Annotated in this window: 21 protein-coding genes and 1 pseudogene; 13 read left to right on the top strand and 9 right to left on the bottom strand. The window is 58.8% G+C overall.

Annotated features, from left to right (window positions below):
* Positions 1-238: 238 nt before the first annotated feature.
* Entirely contained in the window at positions 239-1,114 is an 876-nt protein-coding gene (locus HGP12_RS16245) for a LysR family transcriptional regulator (RefSeq protein ID WP_168879259.1), read from the bottom strand.
* Between the two features lie 110 nt (positions 1,115-1,224).
* Here HGP12_RS16245 and HGP12_RS16240 point away from each other — a divergent pair, with 110 nt between their 5' ends.
* The 3 genes from HGP12_RS16240 (at position 1,225) to HGP12_RS16230 (ending at position 4,910) form a co-directional block, all read left to right on the top strand.
* Positions 1,225-2,667, top strand: coding sequence for an MFS transporter (locus tag HGP12_RS16240; RefSeq protein ID WP_168879258.1), 1,443 nt, complete (start codon positions 1,225-1,227; stop codon positions 2,665-2,667).
* Between the two features lie 270 nt (positions 2,668-2,937).
* Complete coding sequence (locus HGP12_RS16235; RefSeq protein ID WP_168879257.1) at positions 2,938-3,315, top strand: hypothetical protein; 378 nt, start codon at positions 2,938-2,940, stop codon at positions 3,313-3,315.
* A 110-nt stretch (positions 3,316-3,425) separates the two neighbouring features.
* Positions 3,426-4,910 (top strand): multicopper oxidase family protein, encoded by a 1,485-nt coding sequence (locus HGP12_RS16230; RefSeq protein ID WP_168879256.1) that lies wholly within the window; start codon positions 3,426-3,428, stop codon positions 4,908-4,910.
* Between the two features lie 132 nt (positions 4,911-5,042).
* Here the strand turns inward: HGP12_RS16230 and HGP12_RS16225 are convergent, their stop codons facing one another.
* Positions 5,043-5,891, bottom strand: a complete 849-nt coding sequence (locus HGP12_RS16225) for an alpha/beta fold hydrolase (protein WP_168879255.1) — start codon at positions 5,889-5,891, stop codon at positions 5,043-5,045.
* A 155-nt stretch (positions 5,892-6,046) separates the two neighbouring features.
* On the opposite strand from HGP12_RS16225, the gene HGP12_RS16220 reads away from it, so the two are divergent.
* Positions 6,047-6,952 carry a LysR family transcriptional regulator gene (locus tag HGP12_RS16220; protein ID WP_168879254.1) on the top strand — a complete coding sequence of 302 codons (906 nt, stop codon included), beginning with the start codon at positions 6,047-6,049 and terminating at the stop codon, positions 6,950-6,952.
* A gap of 339 nt (positions 6,953-7,291) precedes the next feature.
* Here the strand turns inward: HGP12_RS16220 and HGP12_RS16215 are convergent, their stop codons facing one another.
* Positions 7,292-7,486, bottom strand: coding sequence for a hypothetical protein (locus HGP12_RS16215; protein ID WP_168879253.1), 195 nt, complete (start codon positions 7,484-7,486; stop codon positions 7,292-7,294).
* 345 nt (positions 7,487-7,831) lie between these two features.
* Between HGP12_RS16215 and HGP12_RS16210 the strand changes: the two genes are divergently transcribed.
* The 3 genes from HGP12_RS16210 to HGP12_RS16200 all read left to right on the top strand — a co-directional run bounded on the left by HGP12_RS16210 (position 7,832) and on the right by HGP12_RS16200 (position 10,139).
* Positions 7,832-8,128, top strand: a complete 297-nt coding sequence (locus tag HGP12_RS16210) for a PRC-barrel domain-containing protein (protein ID WP_168879252.1) — start codon at positions 7,832-7,834, stop codon at positions 8,126-8,128.
* An 883-nt stretch (positions 8,129-9,011) separates the two neighbouring features.
* Positions 9,012-9,509: a histidine kinase gene (locus tag HGP12_RS16205; protein WP_168841482.1), complete on the top strand. Its 498-nt coding sequence runs from the start codon at positions 9,012-9,014 to the stop codon at positions 9,507-9,509.
* 327 nt (positions 9,510-9,836) lie between these two features.
* On the top strand, positions 9,837-10,139 hold the full coding sequence (locus tag HGP12_RS16200; RefSeq protein ID WP_168879251.1) for a hypothetical protein: 303 nt from the start codon (positions 9,837-9,839) through the stop codon (positions 10,137-10,139).
* Between the two features lie 73 nt (positions 10,140-10,212).
* Here HGP12_RS16200 and HGP12_RS16195 read toward each other — a convergent pair.
* Positions 10,213-11,003, bottom strand: a pseudogene (locus HGP12_RS16195) (SDR family NAD(P)-dependent oxidoreductase).
* A gap of 209 nt (positions 11,004-11,212) precedes the next feature.
* Between HGP12_RS16195 and HGP12_RS16190 the strand changes: the two are divergent.
* Together HGP12_RS16190 and HGP12_RS16185 are read left to right on the top strand one after the other, a co-directional pair.
* Complete coding sequence (locus tag HGP12_RS16190; RefSeq protein ID WP_168879250.1) at positions 11,213-11,713, top strand: DUF4142 domain-containing protein; 501 nt, start codon at positions 11,213-11,215, stop codon at positions 11,711-11,713.
* Between the two features lie 102 nt (positions 11,714-11,815).
* Positions 11,816-12,067, top strand: coding sequence for a YMGG-like glycine zipper-containing protein (locus HGP12_RS16185; RefSeq protein ID WP_168841478.1), 252 nt, complete (start codon positions 11,816-11,818; stop codon positions 12,065-12,067).
* A gap of 492 nt (positions 12,068-12,559) precedes the next feature.
* Here HGP12_RS16185 and HGP12_RS16180 read toward each other — a convergent pair whose 3' ends face one another.
* The 3 genes from HGP12_RS16180 to HGP12_RS16170 are packed head-to-tail and all read right to left on the bottom strand — an operon-like array spanning position 12,560 to position 13,927.
* Entirely contained in the window at positions 12,560-12,763 is a 204-nt protein-coding gene (locus HGP12_RS16180; RefSeq protein ID WP_168841635.1) for a hypothetical protein, read from the bottom strand.
* Positions 12,764-12,782: 19 nt separating this feature from the next.
* Positions 12,783-13,373: a DUF2934 domain-containing protein gene (locus HGP12_RS16175; RefSeq protein WP_168879249.1), complete on the bottom strand. Its 591-nt coding sequence runs from the start codon at positions 13,371-13,373 to the stop codon at positions 12,783-12,785.
* Positions 13,374-13,399: 26 nt separating this feature from the next.
* Positions 13,400-13,927 carry a DUF4142 domain-containing protein gene (locus HGP12_RS16170; RefSeq protein ID WP_168841476.1) on the bottom strand — a complete coding sequence of 176 codons (528 nt, stop codon included), beginning with the start codon at positions 13,925-13,927 and terminating at the stop codon, positions 13,400-13,402.
* Positions 13,928-14,881: 954 nt separating this feature from the next.
* Between HGP12_RS16170 and HGP12_RS16165 the strand changes: the two genes are divergently transcribed.
* Positions 14,882-15,256 carry a VOC family protein gene (locus HGP12_RS16165; protein ID WP_168879248.1) on the top strand — a complete coding sequence of 125 codons (375 nt, stop codon included), beginning with the start codon at positions 14,882-14,884 and terminating at the stop codon, positions 15,254-15,256.
* A gap of 258 nt (positions 15,257-15,514) precedes the next feature.
* Here HGP12_RS16165 and HGP12_RS16160 read toward each other — a convergent pair whose 3' ends face one another.
* Positions 15,515-16,474: an aldo/keto reductase gene (locus tag HGP12_RS16160; protein WP_168879247.1), complete on the bottom strand. Its 960-nt coding sequence runs from the start codon at positions 16,472-16,474 to the stop codon at positions 15,515-15,517.
* A 173-nt stretch (positions 16,475-16,647) separates the two neighbouring features.
* Here HGP12_RS16160 and HGP12_RS16155 point away from each other — a divergent pair, with 173 nt between their 5' ends.
* Complete coding sequence (locus tag HGP12_RS16155; protein WP_168879246.1) at positions 16,648-17,547, top strand: AraC family transcriptional regulator; 900 nt, start codon at positions 16,648-16,650, stop codon at positions 17,545-17,547.
* 95 nt (positions 17,548-17,642) lie between these two features.
* Here HGP12_RS16155 and HGP12_RS16150 read toward each other — a convergent pair whose 3' ends face one another.
* Complete coding sequence (locus HGP12_RS16150; RefSeq protein ID WP_246703430.1) at positions 17,643-18,542, bottom strand: diguanylate cyclase domain-containing protein; 900 nt, start codon at positions 18,540-18,542, stop codon at positions 17,643-17,645.
* A gap of 318 nt (positions 18,543-18,860) precedes the next feature.
* Here HGP12_RS16150 and HGP12_RS16145 point away from each other — a divergent pair, with 318 nt between their 5' ends.
* Both HGP12_RS16145 and HGP12_RS16140 read left to right on the top strand, forming a co-directional pair.
* Positions 18,861-19,472: a glutathione S-transferase family protein gene (locus HGP12_RS16145; RefSeq protein ID WP_168879245.1), complete on the top strand. Its 612-nt coding sequence runs from the start codon at positions 18,861-18,863 to the stop codon at positions 19,470-19,472.
* A 57-nt stretch (positions 19,473-19,529) separates the two neighbouring features.
* Positions 19,530-21,596 carry a pyridoxamine 5'-phosphate oxidase family protein gene (locus HGP12_RS16140; RefSeq protein ID WP_168879244.1) on the top strand — a complete coding sequence of 689 codons (2,067 nt, stop codon included), beginning with the start codon at positions 19,530-19,532 and terminating at the stop codon, positions 21,594-21,596.
* The last annotated feature ends 9 nt before the right edge of the window (positions 21,597-21,605 follow it).

Below are 21,605 nucleotides of genomic sequence, written 5' to 3'. Positions count from 1 at the left end.
CGTAGCGAGCATGATGTCAGGATTGAGCGGCCAGTGCGATAAGTCAGTTGTATCCCGCGCAGCGATCTGCAGGGCGCTGCTTCAAGTCCCAATATCCGTTCGGCATGTTACCCGCCGTGACCCGGGAGCATAGGTGAAGGCGAGGCCAGGTGACGCGCCGCCACCCCACGGTCGGTCATCGCGGCCGACGCTAAGGGTAAAATACGCGAGAAGCGCGTTGGTACGTCCGCTACCGCACCTAAGAGATCTTCGGATCGAACTGCTGGACAAGAGCATCAATCACGACCTGAATTCGCGCGGTCTTGTAAAGATCGGCATGGGCGACGAGCCAGACATCGAAATCAGCAGAACGATCGGGGAAGATCCTTACCAATTCAGCCTCGGCATCGGCGCGGTAACAGGGTAGTTCTGCCACTCCGATACCGGCAACCGCCGCATCGACGAGTGTGACGGACGACGAAGCCCGCAATACAACCCTACCACTCGCGGCCGGTTCCCCGCAAAGCGCGGAGCAACCCGTCGGAGCAGCCTTCTGCCGGTAGACGACGAGATCATGGCCCGTGAAATCACTGCCGGAAACCGGGGTGCCGCGCGACGTTAGATAAGCTCGCGAGGCGTATATACCCGTTTCCAGCGTGGCAAGACGGCGCACGATCAGGTCGGGCGCTTCTGGGCGCAACGTGCGAATGGCGATATCGGCCTCGCGCCGGGTCAGGTTGGCAATGTCCTGTGAGGTCAGGCAATCGACCTCTATACCAGGATGCTGTTTTCGTATGCTGGCGATGGCCGGAAGGACATAGCGCTTTGCGAGCGAGTCGGTGGTCGCAAGCCGCACAGATCCGGTCAGTCGCTCGTCTAGCCCCAAAACACGCCGCTCCATCTGCACGATGGATCGCTCGATTACTTCCGCGGGCTCGACCAATGCCTCGCCTGCGGGCGTCAGCACATAAAGCGACGGCGTTCGCAGAAACAGCCGCGCGCCGAGTTCATCTTCTAACGCTACCAATCGTCGTCCCACCGTCGCCTGATCAACATTCAGCTGGCGTGCGGCGCTGCGAAGCGTGCCGCTGCGCACCAGAGCCAAGAAGAAGCGGGCATGATCCCAGTTCGGCATAGGCAACCTCCTCCAAAACGATCGATGCATTTGTGCATCATAGCAAAGCATATACTCTGCTTTATCGCATCATCATCAACCTTAAAATTGAATCGGACAGGAGGTGTCCGATGATGGAATGCAACATATTGAAGAGCAATCAAGCCGATGCTTCTGGTATCGAAAACGAGGTTATTTCACTTGAGCGGCGCCGACTGGTTCTTTGGCTCGTAGCCGGCGGCATGTTCATGGCGGTGCTCGACGCCACCATTGTCAATGTCGCCTTGCCGGCGATGCGCGCCGATCTCAATGCGACGGTCAGCGGTCTCGCCTGGATTGTCGACGCTTATACACTCAGCATGGCGGCGCTGATCCTTGCCGGAGGCATCCTCGCCGATCGCTGGGGCGCAAAACGCGTCTACCTTCTCGGCCTCGCGCTATTTGCAGCCGCCTCCGCGATATGCGGCGGAGCCAGCATAGTCGCGTGGCTCGTCGCGGCACGCTTTGCACAGGGCGCGGGAGCAGCCCTGTTCCTACCCGCCTCGCTGTCCATTGTGCGTGGCGTTTTTAATGATCCGGAACAGCGGGCAAAGGCGATCGCGACTTGGGCCGGAATCGCCTCGGTCGCGGCCGCGATCGGCCCGGTCGCTGGTGGAGTGCTGGTTGGCAGCTTCGGCTGGCGGAGCGTTTTCCTCGTCAACCTGCCCACCGGCATGTTGGTGTTCGCCCTGACGGCGTGGATCGTGCCGGACCGATCCGCGCAGCGGGCGCGGCGGTTTGATTGGGCCGGACAGTTCCTCAGTATCGTCACGTTAGGTGCCCTCTGCTTCGCCGCGATCGAATATCCTACATGGGGCATCGGGTCGCCGGTAGTCTGGCTTGCCAGCATCATTGCTGCCAGCGCGGCAATCGGTTGGTCCCTGATCGAGAGCCGGGTTCCCGATCCCATGGTCCCGCTCATGTGGTTCCGCAATCCCGTCTTCGTTGCCGCTAATCTGGTGGGGTGTCTCGTCTATGTCGGCTATTTCGGAATGCTGTTTGTCCTAAGTCTCTACCTGCATGGCGCATACGGGCTGGACGCGCGCCAAACCGGGTTCGCCATGCTGCCCGTGGCGGCAAGCCTGTCGGCCGGTAATGTGATCGCCGGCAGGCTTCAGGGGAGAATGCCGAAGCACTGCCTCATGGCGGGCAGTCTCATCCTCTCCGCCCTTTCAGCTCCTCTGGCCGCAGAGATGCTTGTCGTTCACGCGTCTTGGCTTGGGATCATCGCGACGCTTGCCGTGTTCGGAATGGGCACCTCCGCTTCCGTGCCACCGATGATCGCGGTTGTGCTGGAACAGGTTCCTGAAACGGCATCCGGTGTTGCGTCCGGCCTGTTGAACGCCTTGCGTCAACTCGGCAGCCTTTTGGGCGTCGCCGCGGCGAGTGCGGCCGTAGCTCTCACTGCGAACTGGTCGAACGCCTTATGCAGTGTGACGGTCTTGGCGGTGGCTGTTTACGTGCTCGCGGCCGCGCTGGGAATCGTTTTTCTAGGTCGGCGCGGTGTGAAGCTCAAGACACGCTCCGAAGCGTAGGAATGGCGGCCGACGCGACGGGTCGGCGAACATTCATATTCCGAGAGTTCTTCGGTTGCGCCCCGCATGTCTCCCGTGGCGCGACGCTTGCCGTTTTCGCGCCATCTTATTCCTGCTGTGGATGCCGCTCGGCTTCGTCGCTCCGGAATGGGATCTACACAGGCCATGGCCGCAAATCTGCCTCGGTCTGTCCTCATTTAATCTTCGCAACGTGGCGGTGGGATTCAATCAGCCGACACTTCGGCTGATCAGGGAAAAGGACCCGCACACATGGCCGCCGACCGCCGCAGGTTCGCATGGATGGACGCGATGCTGACCTTGCTGGTCGCGCTTGCGCTTCTCTTCGCGCCGGTGGCAAGTGTGCAGGCGATGGCATGTCATGACCGTCTGGATCATGCACAACAGTCCAGCTTCGTGCATTCTCCCGTCTTGAGGAACACGCAGGCTTCGTCCGATAGCGGCTTCCATACACCCGACCATAAAGGCTGCTGTGCCGTTCGGTGTGCCTTCTGCGTCGTCCTGGCGGTCGTCGATAGGGAGGATGCTCCCGCTGCCATGAGTTCCTTCCTCCGTTTTGCATGGGCTGACCAGACTGGCAGCGGTCTGGCGCTTCCGCCCATGCTTGGTCCTCCTCGTCTTTCGGTCTGAAGGTGCCGCGGGCCGCACCATAGCGGCGCCCGGTCGATTCCATGGGCCTCCCTTCGGACGCCCAAGACCAATGGTCGGCATTGCCCGACCTCGACCCAAGGATCAATACAATGAACCGCCGTGATTTTCTCAACGGCCTGATGGTCGGCGCGGCAGCGCTCGTCACATCGGCCGCTCTCCGTCCCATCCGCACCTTTGCGCAGGACGCCCAAACCTCATCCGCACAGGAAGCGTCCAGTATTCTCTCCATCGGATATAGGACGATCGATGTAAAAGGCAGGTCCGCTCGTGTCTTCGGTGTTCTCCAGCCCGACGGAACGCCAGGACTGACACTGGACGCCGGAACCGAATTCGACGTCGGGCTAGTGAACGCCATCGATGAACCGACCCTGATCCACTGGCACGGGCTGACGCCGCCCTGGGCGACCGACGGCGTGCCGGACAATCCGGCCGCATTGTTGACGCCGTCGGAAACCCGTCGTTACGCCTTTCCGGTCGGCACGGGTGGCACGCACTGGATGCATGCGCATACGCTGCAGGAGCAGAACCTGCTCGCCGCTCCGCTGATCGTACGGACTGCGGACGATAAAAGGCGGGACGAGCAGGAGGTCGTCGTTCTGCTCCACGATTTTTCCTTCTTACCGGCGGAGGAGCTGCTAGCGAAGCTGAAGGGAAACGCCGTGCTGGGCGCCATGCCGATGAACCACGGTTCGATGCAGGGCATGGCCGGCATGCAGCACATGATGTCCGCCGGCAACGGCATGTCAGGCATGGCGATGCCGGGAATGGCGGCCATGGACCTCAATGACATCGACTACGACGCTTACCTCGCCAATGACCGGACGTTCGACGATCCCGAGGTCGTAAGAGTCGAGAAGGGCGGTCGGGTCCGTCTCCGCATCATCAACGGCGCTACTGCGACCGCCTTCACCATCGACACCGGTCGCCTCTCCGGGGAACTGATCGCTGTCGACGGCCAGGGCGTGCAGCCAGTCGCCGGCACGTCCTTTCCGGTCTCGATGGGCCAGCGCCTCGACATCCTTCTTAGCCTTCCAAAGGACGGCGGTGCGTTTCCCATCCTCGGCCTGCGCGAGGGAGCCGTGGAGCGTACCGGTATCATCCTTGCCAGCGCGGGCGCGGCCATCCGCAAGATTGCGGTCGAAGGCGATGCGAAGGGACCGGTTCTCGGCCTCGATCTGGAACAGCGGCTGCGTCCAATCAGCCCGCTGGCGGCACGCCCGGCGGACCGCCGCTTCGAACTTTCGCTGACCGGCGACATGGCCGCCTATAACTGGGCGATTGACGGCGCGGACGGTCTCGTCGTCAAGCGCGGTGAAAGGGTCGAGGTCGCCATCACCAACACGTCGATGATGGCGCATCCGATGCACCTGCACGGGCACCATTTCCAGGTGATCGGTATCAACGGAATACCGGTCGCGGGCGCAGTCAGGGACACGGTCCTTCTGCCGGCAATGGCGAGCGTCATCCTGGCCTTCGACGCCGACAATCCCGGCCACTGGCCGCTTCATTGCCATCACCTGTATCACATGGCGACGGGGATGATGGCCTACGTCACGTACGACGGCATTGGCTGACGCGGTTCAGGCAACCGCGAAGCCTTCTCCGAACCGGTTCAAGCGAGATATACGTCGGTTTGGAACCTCCACATACGCCGCCTGCATAGCAGGCGGCGCTTTCTGGGCTCGAGCAGGATCTGGGCAAGAACCTCAGGCGGATGTCTGGTTGAGAAAAGCCACAACCTCTTCGCTGAAGACTTGCGAGTACTCGATATTGGAGAAGTGTACCGCAGGAAAGGTTTTCAGCCTCGCGCCGGGGATCGTACTGGCGATTGCTTCGCCCATAGAAAGCGACGTCACGGTGTCAAATTCGCCGGCGATCACGAGCGTCGGGCTCTGAATGAGGGCAGCGGTGCGACGCATGTCGGCGTCCCGCACGGCGGCAAACAGGCCGGCAAGGCCCTGGCGCGGTGTGTTTAGCAACATCTCCCGGAACTGGCGAACGACGGGTCCGTTCGCCGCAATCATCGCGCTCGGAAACCAATTGCCGAGGAAGGTCTCGGCTGCTTCCTTCATGTCGGGCGCTGCGAGCGTTGCGGCTATCGATTTGTCGAAGGTTTCGGCCGGCCCGAGGTAGGAAGATGTATTGCTGAGGACCAGACGCTCGATACGTTCCGGTGAATGGATGGCGAGCCATTGCCCGACCCAGCCGCCGAGGGACAGGCCGAGAAAATGCGCCCTCTTGATCCCGAGCCAACCCATCAACTCCAGCACATCGCGTCCGAGCCGCCCGTCGGAGTACGCGCCAGCCGGCACGTCCGAGCCGCCATGGCCGCGATAATCATAGCGGATGACCCGGAAATGCTCGGCAAATTTGGGAATCTGGAGATCCCACATATGCAGGGTGGTCGCAATGGAGTTGGCAAGGATAAGCGCCGGACGGTCGTCCCGCCCATCGATCCTATAGGCGATCTGGACGCCGTCGCCGGTGGTGAAGAATGACAAGGCTGCCGGCACCTCGGGATTGAGCGTGGCGGACGCTGCGGAATTAATCGTCATCGATTTGGTCCTTCTTTTGATGTTGGCGCCTTCCGCGCTACTGCGAAACATGGCTCGGGACGTAGCGGACGTTGCCTAGAACAATTCGACGCTAATTCTCGCCTCGTTCAGAAAAAATTGAAAAGATCGAAAAAACATTGTAATAATAATATACAATGCATCCGTTCACGCTCCAGGAAATCCAGTGTTTCGACGCGGTCGTCCGCGAAGGCGGCTTTCAAGCCGCAGCGTCCGCATTGAATAGGTCGCATACGGCCGTGTTTGCAGCCATCGCCAAGCTCGAGACTAACCTCGGCGTCACCCTGCTCGATCGCAGCGGCTATCGCGTCGGCCTCACCGAGGCCGGCCGATCCTTTCATCGTAAGGCGCAGGCCCTGCTCGGTGAAATGGAAGCGCTACGGGTGCATGCCCGTCAGCTCACAATGGGAGAGGAGACACATCTGCACGTGGTCCTCGGCGACACCTGCCCATTGCACAATGGCCTGCAATTGCTTGACGGATTTTTCGCCGGCTTTCCGAATACGCGGCTTGATCTACATTTCGAGACGATCGGGGGACCGTCCGAGCGGCTTTTCGAAAACGAAGCCGACCTGATCCTTCATTGGATCGACAAATCCGATCCGCGCCTCGAATGGATCGATCTCGGCACGATTTCCTTCGTGCCGTTAGTTGCCCCGGGCTTCCTGCCATTCACATCCTCGCGACTAATCACTCCCGAACAAATGCGTGGGTTGACCCAATGCGTTATCCGAGACACGGCGCGGAATATTGCAAAACCCAGTTTCTACGTGGTTGAGGGTGCGCCGCAATGTACAGTCGCCGATCACGCGATGAAGAAGGAGGTCGTCCTTCGCGGCATGGCGTGGGGACATTTGCCACACTTCATGGTCGAGGCAGAATTGCGTGACGGGCGCCTGTTGCCCATCACGGGACGGCATTTCCCGGGCATGGATATCGAGCTTGTGGCAGCGCGGCGCCGTGATCGCCCGCATGGGCCGGTCGCCAACCGGCTTTGGGACTACATCCAAGCGCACTCCCAATTTGCGGATAAGCCGCGTTAGGCCTAGGAGCAGCGCCAAAGGCGATACATCGCTCCAGCTCAAGTGTGATGAAACACAGTATTACATACAGTCAGGCCTTTTGGCGTCCATTGGCTTAATGGGCCATCACTCTGGATCCCATCAAGAGCAAACCGGATCAAAACGCAATCCTATGTCGAAGCGACCGACACTCTCGAAAGTGGGAACATTATTCTAATCTGTCCGTTGACCTAGATGAGAATCAAGGAGGATATGCAAATGCGAAAGATAGTTGTTGCGTGTGCAGCTGCCCTTACAATCGGGATGACCGCTGTGCCTGTATTTGCCGACGAGGTAATTATCGGTCGACCTTCAGATGAGTCAGTCTATCGTCATCATCGCCATCACCCAAGTGTAACTATTGGCGAAGAAGGGATTACGGTCGGATCCGTCCGTGACCGGGATCGCTACGAGCGCTACAACGATCGCGGCCGATGCATGACGAAAAGTATAACTCGCACCGATGAAAATGGTGATCGTGTCACAAAGACCATGCGACGGTGTGACTAGCGACAACAGAGGATCAAGTCGGGTATATCACAATGACGATCGATCATGAAAGATGAGATACGTATCACTCCAGGCGATCCGATCTCGAAATGACTTGGATAGTTATCAATTTGGCGCGATCTGGCCGTCGCGCTAGCAGAAGACGTTCGCTTGGAGGGTTTTTTACCCGCGATCCCATCTTCACTCAGCCAGAATTGTGACGATGATCAACGACGACACGATCGAACGTCCTGCCCGACCATGTTCGACAGCGGCATCGCGGAACAAGAAAACCCGTCACAGCCTGCATTCGCCGAATGGAAATAATTATAGACCATTGACATCAATGCACAACCAAATGGAGGAATGATCATGGACCATAGCAATCACATTCGACTGACCGAGGATGAACTAACACAAGCTAATCTGGAAGGCGCGTCCATCTACGGAGCTGATGACGATAAGATCGGAACAGTCGATCACGTCCATGGAGTTGGTAGTGCTAGTAGTATCGTGATCGACGTCGGCGGCTTTCTTGGCATAGGTGCAAAGCCGGTCTCGGTTCGCGTGACCGATCTCGATTTTATGCGCGACGAAAGCGGCGAGATTCACGGCGTGACGTCTTGGACCAAGGATCAGCTGAAGGCGATGCCCGAACACCGAGATTAACGCGCTATGGTTTGACATACGCAAAAACGCAGATTGGCGTGTTGGCAGCGTTAGAAGGCAAGCCGACGAGAACCGGTGCTTGCCCAAGCGGCTTGCCTCCAGCGTCATTCCGATCCATCCGAAAGGAATCCCTACTCATTAACGGTCTATCTCGAATGAATTCGTGTTGGGTCAAGATGCCTAAGCGTGGTCTCGGCTGATACCCGTGTTATATTCACACGTTGCGGATCGGCAGTCGATCAGACAGCCGCTAGGGCGGCCTTTATGGTGCGACGTTGCTTCGCTCAACTGAATCTGGAGTGAGGTCAGGCATGACCCCGCACGTTCTAACCGAAAAGACTATATTAAAAATTTTAGTCAGCTACCCCTCCATTCGTCTCCCATCCACACCACCACCGGATAGTGAGGCTATCCGAGGCTTCCGACATCATATCGCCGATGGCCGTGCCTAGCGCGATGTCGCCCTGGGATCGGCCGAGAGCCAAGATCCTGGGACGCGTTTTCTGCGGAATGAATGTCTATCTACAGGGTTGCTGATCTGCTTCATTCAAGAGCACGTCACGTCTCGCCACATAAGTATCTCTGCAATCGTGCGATGCCGTCGGCGGCCTATGACGCGGCAAATGCAACTAAGATATCTATCGGCCATTCACGGTGGCGTTTAACACCCGCGACCAAACTATCCTTGCGCCGTGATCGAGGATGAAGAGGTGATCTGCAACTGCAGATTAACGTCTGAGTGGATGCGCAAGTAATAACAGAATGTGTTGGTTGGACTTATTTCTTAAAGATTGCTGCGTTGTCGCCAGAGTAGTCACGATTTTAATATGTTGTGTTTAGAAGCTTATGCCGCATATCGGTTTTAAGCTCTAAGGATTCTATCATGAAGAAAATTATCGCATTTGCCTTGCTTGCATTAACGTCTCCCATCGCGGCGCACGCCGCGACCTTGACATTTCCTGGTGACAAGCCGGTTGCAAGTATCACCATCCCGGATAGCTGGAAGCCGGAGGAAACCGAGGGCGGCGGCGTCCAGGGTACCTCGGACGATTCTGCGGTCTATCTTTCAGCCGAAGTCGCCAGCGATAAATCCATCGACAAAGTTGTCAGCAGTGCGATCGACTTTCTGGCAAAAAACAAAATAACGATCGACACTTCGACTCAAAAGGAGACGCCCACCACCGACGTCAATGGTTTGCAGATGGCCACTTTGGAGTGGGATGGTAAAGACGAAGATGGTCCCGTTAGCATAGGCTTGCTAATCGTACAGGTGAATGCTGACAACGCTCTCGTCGTGACGTACTGGGGAGACAAAGGCGAAGAAGACAAGCACGACGCTGAAGTCAAGGCAATCGTCACCTCGATCAAGCCGGTCGAGTGACTTAGTCTGTAGCAATGGTTGCCTTATCATCGCTGGCTGTGGGTTGTTGAGTTCCGCCCCGTTTTGGCCTTCATTCCGCCCGGCGGTCACTCAGCCGGGTGGAGACAGACCTGCGAAATGGTTCGCTATTTTGAACCAACTGCGGGTCATAGTGGCGGGGATTGAGGTCAAGCTGGTACAGCGCCCAGCGATATTTACGCTGGGCCACCTTGGACTGGAAGGCGAGCAGCGGCTCTTGTCCCCACCAGCCCTGATACCGCCATCGTTTACGGCAAATGACGGGCGGCCGATGTCCGGCGCGATTCGAAATGTACACGAGGAAAATCGATGCTGAAATTCACCTTTGCCGCCGCAGCGGGTCTGCTATCCCTGACCCAGCTCGCCAGTGCTTCGAGCGACGCCGCTTGGAACGCGCTCTTCGCAAAGGCCAACGGTACCTGCATCGGTCAGTCACGGATGGTTTCTCCGGAAGCGAGCGCCCCTGTTGTTTTCGACGACGCCACGGGCAAGATTGCGATCCTTCTTCGTGAGAAGAGCGGCAAGTCGAAGAAGATGGTCAATCTGATTTGCTTGTACGACAAGAAATCCGGCAAGGCGTCCATTGCCGAATACCGGTGGCTGGGTCACTAAGCCCTGTTAGGTAGCACCTCAATCGCAGGCGCGAAAACTCGCCTGCGTAGATGTTGTCAGATTGGCTCGCCGGTTAAAGCGTGTCGAGGACGCCACCGTCGACGCGAACGGATGCGCCGGTGGTTGCAGACGCCTGTGGCGACGCCAGATAGGTAACAAGGTTGGCAATTTCCTCTACGCTCGCCGCGCGCTGAATTATCGAGCTGCCGCGATGCTGCTTGACGAAGGCGGTAGCAAGTTCCTCGAAGGGTTTACCGGTCTTCGCGCGCTCTTCTGCCAGCATCGCTTCGACGCCTTCGGTGAGCGTTGGACCGGGCAGTACTGAGTTCACGGTGACGCCAGTGCCCGCCATCCGTTTCGCAAGACCACGGGCGACTGCGATATCAGCCGTCTTGCTGACGCCGTAGTGGATCATCTCGACCGGAATGTTGAAGCCGGATTCTGATGCAATGAAGATAACACGGCCCCAGTTCTGCTTCTCCATCCCAGGGAGGTACGCCCGTGCCAGCCTGATGGCAGACATGACGTTCACTTGCCAATGGCGGTCCCAGACGTCGTCTTCAGCGTCAAAGAAATCGATCGGCTGGAAGATGCCGGCGTTGTTGATAAGGATGTCCACATGGGGGACCGCGCCCACCAGCGCGTTGCAACCCTCCTTGGTAGAGAGATCGGCTGCGGCGGCCATCACGCTCCCCCTTCCTCCTTCGCCTTTCAAGCGTTCGGCAGCCTTCGTGGTCTTGTCTTCTGAGCGGCCGTTTACCACGACGTCCGCACCAGCTCGCGCCAGCTGACTGGCATCGCGTAGCCAATGCCTTCTGTGGATCCGGTGATCACAGCCGTCTTTCCTGTGAGATCGATCTGCATGGTGGCTCCTTCGGGTTGAGACATGGGAATGTATCAGCGCTGTAAAGGATGGCAATTACCTGCGCGGTTCGGTCGCCGCCGCCCAGCCCGATCTACCGCGAGACGACCACGAAACCATCGGAGGTTCACTACCGCAATCGCAAATCCTCTTGCCCGGGAACTCTTCGGTCATTCAGTTGTTCTAACGACAGCGAACGGAGGAGATTCCGATGAAACGCGTCGCTATCGTTGCTCTGGCGGTCTTAGCCGCCGAAAAAAAGGGGGTTAACTCCCTGGTCGGCGTCGCACCGAAAACTCGCGATTTCATCAAGGAGGCAGCGACGAGCGATAGGTTTGAAATCGTCGCCGGTCAGCTTGCGCTCAAGCGAGGTGACGACGCCATGAAGACCTTTGCGCAGCAGATGGTGACCGATCATCAGAAGACCACCGGTGAGCTCAAAGAACTGGTTTCTTCAGGGAAGGTAAAAGCAGCGCTTCCCAATGCCATGACATCAAGCCAGCAGGCTATGCTGAAGACGCTCGGCGGTCTGCAGGGGGTGCTATTCAACAAGCAATATCATGCTGATCAAGTAAAAGTTCACAAGGGGGCTGTCGATCTCTTCAAGCGCTACGCAGCAGGTGGTGACAATGCTGATTTGAAGGCATGGGCGGCGAGCACGCGGCCTGCCATTGAACACCATTTTCAGATGGCCAAGGATCTGAACAAATAGCGAGGAAAGTACCGTGCCTGCTCGCATGGAGATTGGCGGCTTAAATGTCACTTCGCCTATAAGATGCATTGAGATTGAACCAACTTCGAAAGGAAGACGAAGATGAGACACGTGTTCAGCGCTGGGATTGTGGTCGCACTGCTGACGGCATGTTCGCCGACGGAGCAAGGTGCTGGGATTGGAGCTGCTACGGGAGCCGTGGTCGGGGGCGTCGCCACGGGGAACGTTCGAGGAGCGGCGGTGGGCGCTGCGATTGGTGGCGTATCCGGTGCACTCATCGGCAATGTCGCGGGACAGCCGGGCCAATGCTATTACCGTGATCGCTATGGCCGCCGTTACGTAGACCGCTGCTGATCGCTCATACGAGCCGGCAAATCGAAACGGACGCCAAACAAGGTTGAGGTGGAGTGCCGATCGTGCCGTGCGATGGGTCGTGCCTTGCCTTTGCTTCGGTTAATTTCGCCATCACAAACATGGTCGGCATCCTAACATCGATCGAAGCCGATGGTCGGAAAGCAAGGTCAGTACTATCCCCACACGGGAGACGGGCGCTGGGCACGCCTCCCTCACGAATCGGGAGGGCCGTGCGACAAGGCGATGCTGCAGAGGCGTCGCCGAGTGCTCCCAGCAAGAAGGCCTAGTTTTTCACGACGAACCCTACGAACAGAAACTACTTTGCGGGTGGCGCAAGGGTACAATGGCGGAATGAGGGTCGGCGAACAGGCGCAGGAAGGTTGAGACGTGCATCAGGCTCTCCTATCAAATTACGCCTCTTGGCAGTTAACCGGGCAATCGCGCCTCTTAGAAGTCCGGCTTACGCTGGAAGGCGTTGTTTCAAGTGGCATTCTATCCTCGAAACTCACCGTCATTCATATCGCGCTCGTCGTAATGGACGTCCCAGTCCTTTGCGTCTTTGTCCTTGCCAGGCGGCTTCTTGCTGACCGTCGCGTCGGTGGAATGCGTGATGACACGCGGCTTGGCGCTGCTGACGCCGTCGTTGGATCCGCCAGCGTGGTTGCTTTCGGACTGGCCTCTGGCGTCCCTTTCGATTTGCGTTTTGGGCGGGCTTTCATTTTTTGCCACGTTTGGGCTCCTGGACGGTTGGGCTTGCAGTCTCGATCGTTCCCTGGGTAGGCTGCGTCTTGCCCATCGCACGGTCCAGTCCCTTTCCAGCCCCTCGAGCTACACGGGAGCGACGGCGCGCGGTGGTGGGATTATCCGCAGAGCGAGAGTCATCTGTCTCGACTAGACTCGTTTCGAGATCACCACGGCCGAGCGCGCCCCATGACGGATCCCATTCGACGCCCTCGACGAGCTCTACGAAAATCGGCTTGCCGCTACCTCCATTGTGGGATTCGGCAAGTTTAAAAGCGGCTTCGGGCTCCATCTCCTCGCCAGGAAATATCGTATCGTCTTCGCCCGTCTCGGCAATCTTGCGAACGTATCCGCGAATCTGATCGCCGGAATGATAAAATTTGATCACAAGCGATCCCGCGGCCGCTGCACCAGGATCATATGGCACGTACCGAGCGTCTTGATCCGCTACCCCGGTCTCGCCGTCATCGGCCTGATACCAATGCGCAAGATCCCGACCTTCGGGGCGCCCCTCGCTTTCCCAAAGTTGATAGGCGCGCAGCTTTCTTGCTTCTTCATCGGTCATGATTTTCCTCCTGTCATGCCTGCAGCCTACTTGTTGAGGCCCTTCGCCATCTGCAAGTGGTGTTCCAGAGCCGGACGCGTACTGGCGGCCCACGCCTTCAAATCGGCATTGTCACCACCTTCGGCATAGCGCTTGAAGAGATCGACCGCGTCCTCATGAACGGATTGCTGATCGGCATGATATCGCTTGTTGAAGTCTGCGCCCTGAAGCCCGTTCAACTTATCGAGCATGCTTTGTTGACTGGATGTCATGGCTGTCGGAAGCGATGCCTTCACCTTGCCGCTTGCAACCAGTCCCTTGAGTTCGTCGGTGGTCTTCTGATGATCGGTCACCATCTGCTGGGCGAATGCTTTTGTTGCAGCGTCACCGCGTTCCAAGGCAAGCTTGCTGGAGGCAATCTCGAACATATCACTGGTCGCCGCTTCCTGAACGAAGTCATCGGTCTTTGGCGCAACGCCGATCAGGGAATTGACGCCGGTCTTCTCGGCCGCAGACTGCGCGAAAGCCGGACCTGCGAGCACGAGGGCGAGTGATACGATAGCGAAGTGTTTCATGAGAACCTCCTGGATTGTCTTCCGCCTAAACGGTTAGTCGACCCCGAGTGTTCCACGGAAAATCCGGCGGCTTTCTTATTTCCGCAATATCTAGATGGCATATTTGAACGTGCAGGTGTCTTGCACACCTGCTCTTCTTGTTGGCTTCTCCCAGTCGCTTTGCTACTCAAGATCCTTAGGGCAAGGCAAGGCTTGTCAAGCCGCAGGCCGCATCTAGATTGACATTTACCTTATGCGCATTGTCGGGACCTGAGGCTTGCCCGCCCAGGGCGCCATGAGCTTTGGAATTGACTGGATATGCTGCATATCTACGATGTGGATCGCTTCACTAAATGCGTACCTCAAACCCTGACGGACTAGAACTCGCGGGTTCCTTTGATCTCGATGCGCACCGTTTATTTGCTACCTGTTCAATAAGCGCCGCCAGGCGGGCGCCGATCTCGCGTATTTCGCGGTTTCGATGCTGAAGCTCCGGCAGGTAAAGGTGTTGCTGGGACGTTAGCGGCATATGCACGCGAATTAGAAGCAAATCGGCAAAAACTTAACACATTGGAGGAGATGCACGATCTTTTCGAAAGGGCGGTGAGTAGAGGTGTCGGGCTAGTAGCGTTCGGTGATTGAGCTGAAGTGATTCTGAAATCCGAAATCGCTTTCTCGGCGAAACATCGACTTATGCTTGGCGACAGCGTTTGCGAGTTCCCGATCCGAAATTGAGTTGTCCGTTAATCCAATGTCCTCGAGGCGCACCATGTCGCTGCCGCGGCGCGCGCGATCGCAATCGAGTGACAACGATTATCCACACCGGACATTGCGGCCGGCGCGAAGCGTCCTATTCTGCGATGTGCAAAAATCCGGAAAACAAGTGCGGCGTTAGTCGAGAGTTTTGCGGCTGACCCATGGCTGGGTTAGATTGGCCTGGATGGGACCCATTGGATACTATGCTGGAGATGAAGCATGTTCACGCACATCATGATCGGAAGCAACGACCTGGAGCGAGCCAAGAGCTTCTACGACGCCACGTTCGTTGCATTGGGAGGCAATCCGGGCGAGATGGATGCGAGAGGAAGGCTGATCTATGTCCATGAGGGCGGTCGGCTGATGATCACGACACCGATCGACGGCAAGCCCGCAACCGCGGCGAACGGCGGGACTATCGGTATAGCCGCCGCGAGCCAAGATCACGTTCTCGCCTGGCATGCCGCCGGTATCGCGCATGGCGGCACAGCGATCGAGAGCCCGCCTGCGGAGCGACCAAACGGGGCGTTCGTCGCGTATCTTCGCGATCCTGATCGAAATAAATTGACCGCGCGGACTAAGCCGACGAAATGACTTAGGTCTCAGGCAGCGCGTGGTAGACAGCGTGATTGATGCTAAAGAGGTGAACAGGCGTGGGAATGTCGGCTTCTGGCAAACCTTCGTCGTTGCGGCATCGCGCTCCGTCTGGTCGTTGGGGGCAGGCGGCAAGCCGATCCCGAGAGCGGCTGTCTGGCGCAATTTGAACGCGGCAGCTCATTGCGCCAGAGGCAGATGCGAGATGATCGCCGACCGTGTTGGTCGGAACGGCGGTCATCTTGGGAAAGCGGAGCTTCAGACTTGCATCTCCTTTTCCCACCAGCCGCGGGTATTCACATCAGCGGCCTCAGCAAGCATTTCCAGCTCTGCGATGTCGTCACCGGCAAGAGTGATGCTGCCGGCCCGGACCAAACCATCGACGTGATGAGGCTTGGTGACACCGATGATCGGTATTGTGCCCTTGGCGATGGCCCACGCCGTCGCGACATCGGGAGCTGCCGCACCTTGGCTGTGGCCGACTGAGGCGAGCTTGTCCGTCAGCGCCTTTAGCTGAGGCAGCATGGCATTATAAGTCTCTGCCCGGCTGCTTCCTTGCGGCAGCGGGGTCTCCGAGCTGTACTTGCCGGTCAGGGCACCCTGTTCAAGCACCATATAGGCGAAGAATGGGATGCAGTGGCTGCGGGAGTAGTCCAGGATGCCAGCTTGCTCAGAGCTTCGATAGAGGAGACTGTAGTGGTTCTGGATAGCCTCGACCCGGAACCCGGCTTCTCCGAGGATCTGGTTGGCGAGCTCGATTTCGCCCAGATTGTGATTCGAGACGCCGACATGTTTGACCTTCCCACTCTTCAGCAACGGGATCAGGTGCGGAGTCCACCGCGCCACGTCGGCTGGATTGTGAATCCAGTAGAGGTCGATGTAGTCGGTGCCGAGGCGGGCCAAGCTCTGCTCCAGCATGTCCGACACTGGATCATCGCTGGTCTCCGCGGCCTGCGGGGTGAATTTAGTGGAGAGCTGATATTGATTGCGCGCGAAGCGCTTCAGTACCTGCCCGAGTACGGTCTCTGAACGGCCCATGCCATATACCACAGCAGTATCCCACAAAGTGAAGTTGGCTGCATGCGCCTTGTCGGCGACCTCCTCCAGGCCAGCCTTGCTCAGAGGGCTGCCGAAGTAGCCGTCGCCGGTCTCGCCGCAGTCGCCCCAGGCCCAGGTTCCCAGTGCGATCGTGGGAATCTTCAGATTATTAGTTGTCATGTTTGCTCCATATTTGTTGCGCGGCTGGTTTGCTGTGACCTAGTCGCCGCTGACACTATGACGCGTGCCGCCGCCGAGCGGTTAGCCTGATGCGCGGGGATTGCTGCCTAATCCTCCAGAAACTCCACGGGTTCACCTTGCCGCCCTCCCGCTCGCATGTGATGGTCCGGTTCATGGAAAAACTGAACGAAATCGCGGCCGTCATTGCCCGACACGTCTCGAAGGATGGCTTCCAGGCCACCCCTTTCGAGCGTGTAACGCTTGTTCGATCCTCCACGGTGACGATGCCGATGCCGAATGTTTACCGGCCGCAACTGTGCCTCGTCGCACAAGGGCGCAAGGAGGTCACGCTGGGCGACCGCGTCTTCAGATACGCACCAGGGCGGTATGGGGTCGTGACCTACGATCTGCCGGCGATAGGCCATGTGGTCGAGGCGACGCCCGATAAGCCCTATCTCTGCCTGTATCTCGATTTCGATCCGGTCATGCTAGGGGATTTGGCGTTGCGCGTGTCGCCGCCGCAGGGTGCGCCGTCTCCGCCGATAGGCAAGAAGGTGTCCGACGCCGGCGCCGGTCTGCTCGACGCGTCCCTACGCCTGTTGCGCCTGCTCGACGATCCGGCGGCGCTGCCCGTGCTCGGGCCGCTTGCCGAACAAGAAATCCTCTATCATCTGCTCGCCGGCCCGGACGGCGCCAGGATGCGCCACATCACCTCCGGCCAGGGTCGGGTGGCTCAGGTCGGCCGTGCCATCGCCTGGATCGGGAAGAACTTCCGGGAACGGTTCCGCATCGAGCGGCTTGCTGCGGAAGTAGGCATGAGTGCGTCGAGCCTGCATGAGCATTTTCGCGCCGTGACGGCGATGACGCCGCTGCAATTCCAGAAGCAACTGAGGTTGCAGGACGCGCGCAGCCTGATGCTGGTCCAGGGCATCGACGTCAGGACTGCCGCTTTCCGCGTGGGTTACGAAAGCCCGACGCAGTTCAGTCGCGAATATCGCCGCCACTTTGGGGAATCGCCGGCGCGCGACATAGCCCGCTTGCGCGCTTCGCCGAGCTTGGCGGTGGTCGCTTGAGTTCAGCTTACAGAAGCCGGCGCATTAATGTTTAGGTCCAATATTCAGAGGGCCAACGAGAACGCATTCGAAAGGGTGCGCTTGCGCTATCCCTCTCACGCGGCCGGCAGCACGCTGATCGGGAAACCATCGCTTTCGTCGTCGTTCTCGAAGGCCATTTGGTCGGCGAGCTGGCGGAGGTGGGTGAAGTCGGCCGGGCCGTCGAAGGAGATGCCGCCGAGGCGGATGGCGAAGGAAAGCGGCGCGCCGTCGGCGCTGAAGGTAGCCGCGGAGACGCCCGCGCGGATGCGGGTGCCGATGTCGTGAGCGTTTTCGATCGTGGCGCCAGGAAGGAAGATACCGAGTTCGTTGGTCGCGAGCCGTGCCACGAGATCGCCACGACGAACCGAGGACTGGATGATCGAGGCAAGCGATTGCATCACCGTGTCGGCCCATTGCAGCCCGTAGCGGCGGCCGATGTCGTCGAGCGTATCGACGATGACGGCGATGACGATGCCGCCGGCATCGGCGGCGGAATGCTTGCGCCGGTCGACAAAGTGCTCGACGGCCGCGGCAAAGGCCGTACCGTTCAGCGTCTTCGTCACGCTGTCGTAGCGCGCCGCCTGGGTGGCGTTTTCCTGCATATTGCGGACGACGCCGTTTTTGAGCTGCAAGGCAAAAAGCAGCGGAAAGGCCACAAATGCGGAAATAAGTGCTGCACCGACAAATCCGACCAAAAATGGTCGATCCGGCATCAATAAATTTAATACAAGTACAAGACCGACGGAACCGACCACGGCGCACAGCGCGCCGAGCATAGCCCTCCACAGGACTTTGACAATGGTGGCGGAGGGATGTCGCCGTTGTAGAATCATATCGGAGTTATCCCCATTCTGTAATTCAGTATAGGCTAAACAGAGGCCTGACAAAACCGGCTTAAGAAATCCTGTAAAATTTATTGCTTTGCACCGTTGTTTCCCCGAACGAACTGCCTTCGGATGATTATCCGGAACCATTGTTCGCGCTTGGTGCCTGGTTTGCGACAGAACACCAGCGCTTGATCTTGATCCATGGTCCTGGGTCTTTTCATCTTCAGCGTGTAAATGGGCATGGGGTCACGCGCGAGGCATGGCTTAGCTTAGAAATCCACCGAGAGAATATTGGTCAGTGTTCCACATCTTGACCCGTCACACCCCTCCGCGCGTTTTTTGGAATTATTGCGTCAACTGCAATTATGAACTGCCAAACGCGACCGTTCTCATTTGCGGCTACCTGTCGCACTTTCGGCATACGGATCGGGAATAGACCCGGCCAGAAGAGTTAGGGAGCGCACCATGAAACTTTATCATCACCCTCTGTCGGGTCACTCGCATCGGGCACGTTTGTTCGCCTCGCTGCTCGGCCTGCCCCACGAGCTGGTCGAAGTCGACCTGAAGTCCGGCGCGCACAAGACGCCCGAATTTCTCAGGCTGAACCCATTCGGCCAGGTGCCGGTGTTGGAGGATGGCGACGTTGTGATCGTCGATTCCAATGCCATCCTGGTCTATCTCGCAAAGAAAGCGGCCCGGACGGATTGGCTACCAGAAGACGCCAAGGGCTCCGCCGCTGTCCAGCGCTGGCTGTCGGTTGCCGCCGGTGAAGTGGCCTATGGTCCGGCAGCGGCGCGGCTAATCACCGTCTTCGGCGCCAAATATAATCCAGAAGAGGTTATCGGCCGCGCCCATGCGCTGCTGCGCAAACTCGAAAGCCAGCTTACTGAGCACAACTGGCTCGTCGGCGACGCGCCGACGATCGCGGACGTTGCGATCTACAGCTATGTGGCCCGTGCGCCGGAAGGCAATGTCGACCTTTCCACCTACCCTGCCGTCGACGCGTTCCTTCGTCGTATCGAGGCGCTGGCGGGCTTCGTCCCCTTCGCTCACACGCCGGTCGGCCTTGCGGCTTGAGCCCGGGATAAGGGCGTGCGGCATGCGTGCGCCCGATCTTCATTTCGGAGACAGGACATGAACGAGACCTTGAAGACCTTCCCGGTTTGGCACGAAGGCGAGACCTATATTCAGCAGAAGGTCGGCGTCGCCGAACGCATGGCGACCGTCGGCCAGCGTGTCATCCGCGATTTCATGCCAGACCAGCATCGCGACTTCTACGCCCAGCTGCCGTTCATCGTGCTAGCCAGCGTCGACAGCCGTGGTGACGCGTGGGCAACCTTCCTTGAAGGGCGCCCGGGTTTCATGTCCTCTCCATCGCCAACCGCCTTGAATATCGCGATTACAAGAGATCCAACAGACCCCGCAAGCGAGGGTTTGGCCGAAGGCCGGCCAATCGGCCTGCTTGGCATGGAGATGCACACAAGGCGGCGCAACCGAATGAACGGCTTCGTCTCCGATTCACCCGACGGCTTCCGTGTGGATGTCGACCAGAGCTTTGGAAACTGCCCGCGTTACATTCAGCTGCGTGATTTCGAATTCGTTCGAGATCCGGGCGGAGATTTTTCCGACACCGTCGAAGACCTGCCCGACCTCGATGGTGCCGCACGCGCCATGATCACGGATGCGGATGCGTTTTTCGTCGCCTCCTATGCCGATCGCGAGGATCGACGCCAGGTCGACGTGTCGCATCGCGGCGGCAAGGCCGGTTTCGTTCGCATTGCGGGCGATGGGACACTGACAATCCCGGACTTCGACGGAAACCTCTTTTTCGCAACGCTCGGCAACATCCTATTGAACGGCAAGGCCGGGCTTGTCTTCGTCGATTATTCCAGCGGCGACATGCTTCAGATGACCGGTGACGCCGAGCTTATTCTCGATTCACCGGAGATCGCGGCCTTTCAGGGCGCCGAACGACTGTGGACGTTCAAGGCACGCCGGATCATCCGCCGGCGGAACGCGTTGGCACTGCGCTGGTCCTTCCGGGAGGACGGCTGGTCCGCCAATTCGTTGATGACCGGCGATTGGGTGCAGGCGGCCAATCGGCTGCGCGCCGCGGAACTCGCCACCCGATGGCGCGCCCTGACCGTGACCAGGATTGTGGAAGAAAGCGCCTCCATCCGTTCGTTTCACCTTCAGCCAAGCGATGGGGCGGGTTTGCTGCCGCATGTTGCCGGCCAGCATCTGCCGATCCGCATCAGCGTTCCAGGCGTCGACAAGCCTATCATCCGAACCTATACGCTGTCGGTGGCACCCTCGGACGGCGTTTACCGCATCAGTGTCAAGCGCGACGGCGCGGTATCACAGCACCTCCACGATCATATCCGCGTCGGCGACACGATCGAGGCACGCTCGCCGGCCGGCAGTTTTATCATCGACGCCCGCGCTACCCGTCCGGCAGTATTGCTTGCCGGCGGGGTCGGGATAACGCCCTTGCTTGCCATGTTGCGCCACGTTGTCTACGAGGGCCTGCGCAAGCAGCGCATTCGCCCGATCATTCTTTTTCACGCGGCGCGTTCCAGACAGGAGCGCCCGTTCGACCGGGAAATCTCCGAGCTCGTCAGCGCCGCGCGGGGCGCGGTGAGGCTGATCCGGGTCTTGAGCGATGCCAATGGCGCTGAAGAAAGCGTTGACTATGACGCCATCGGGCGCATCGACATGCCGCTCCTGTCCCGCCACCTGCCGTTCAACGATTATGATTTCTACCTGTGCGGGCCGCCACAGTTCACCCAATCACTCTACGATGGCTTGCGCGGCTATAATATAGCCGATGACCGCATTCATGCGGAGGCTTTCGGCCCGTCATCACTAAAGCGAACGTTCGACGCCGGGGCGAGCCCATCCACCCGTCGACCGCCATCTACAAAGCCGGTGCCGGTCGCCTTCATGGGATCGCTGAAGGAAGCCCGGTGGACACCTGAGGCCGGTACGCTGCTTGAGTTGGCGGAAGCGCGCGGCCTCAGCCCCGAATTCAGTTGCCGGGAAGGCAGTTGCGGCACATGCCGCACCAAGCTCACCAAGGGCACGGTGAGCTACATCAAGGAGCCGACGGCGGCGATTGGCGGAGGCGAAGTGCTGCTGTGCTGCTCGGTGCCCGCCGAGCAGGAGAGCGATGAGGAAAACCAGATCCAGCTCGAACTCTGACGCTTCCCA

This window comes from Rhizobium sp. P28RR-XV (assembly GCF_012641385.1).
Classification (GTDB): domain Bacteria; phylum Pseudomonadota; class Alphaproteobacteria; order Rhizobiales; family Rhizobiaceae; genus Rhizobium.
This window is presented reverse-complemented; position numbering and strand designations above follow the sequence as displayed.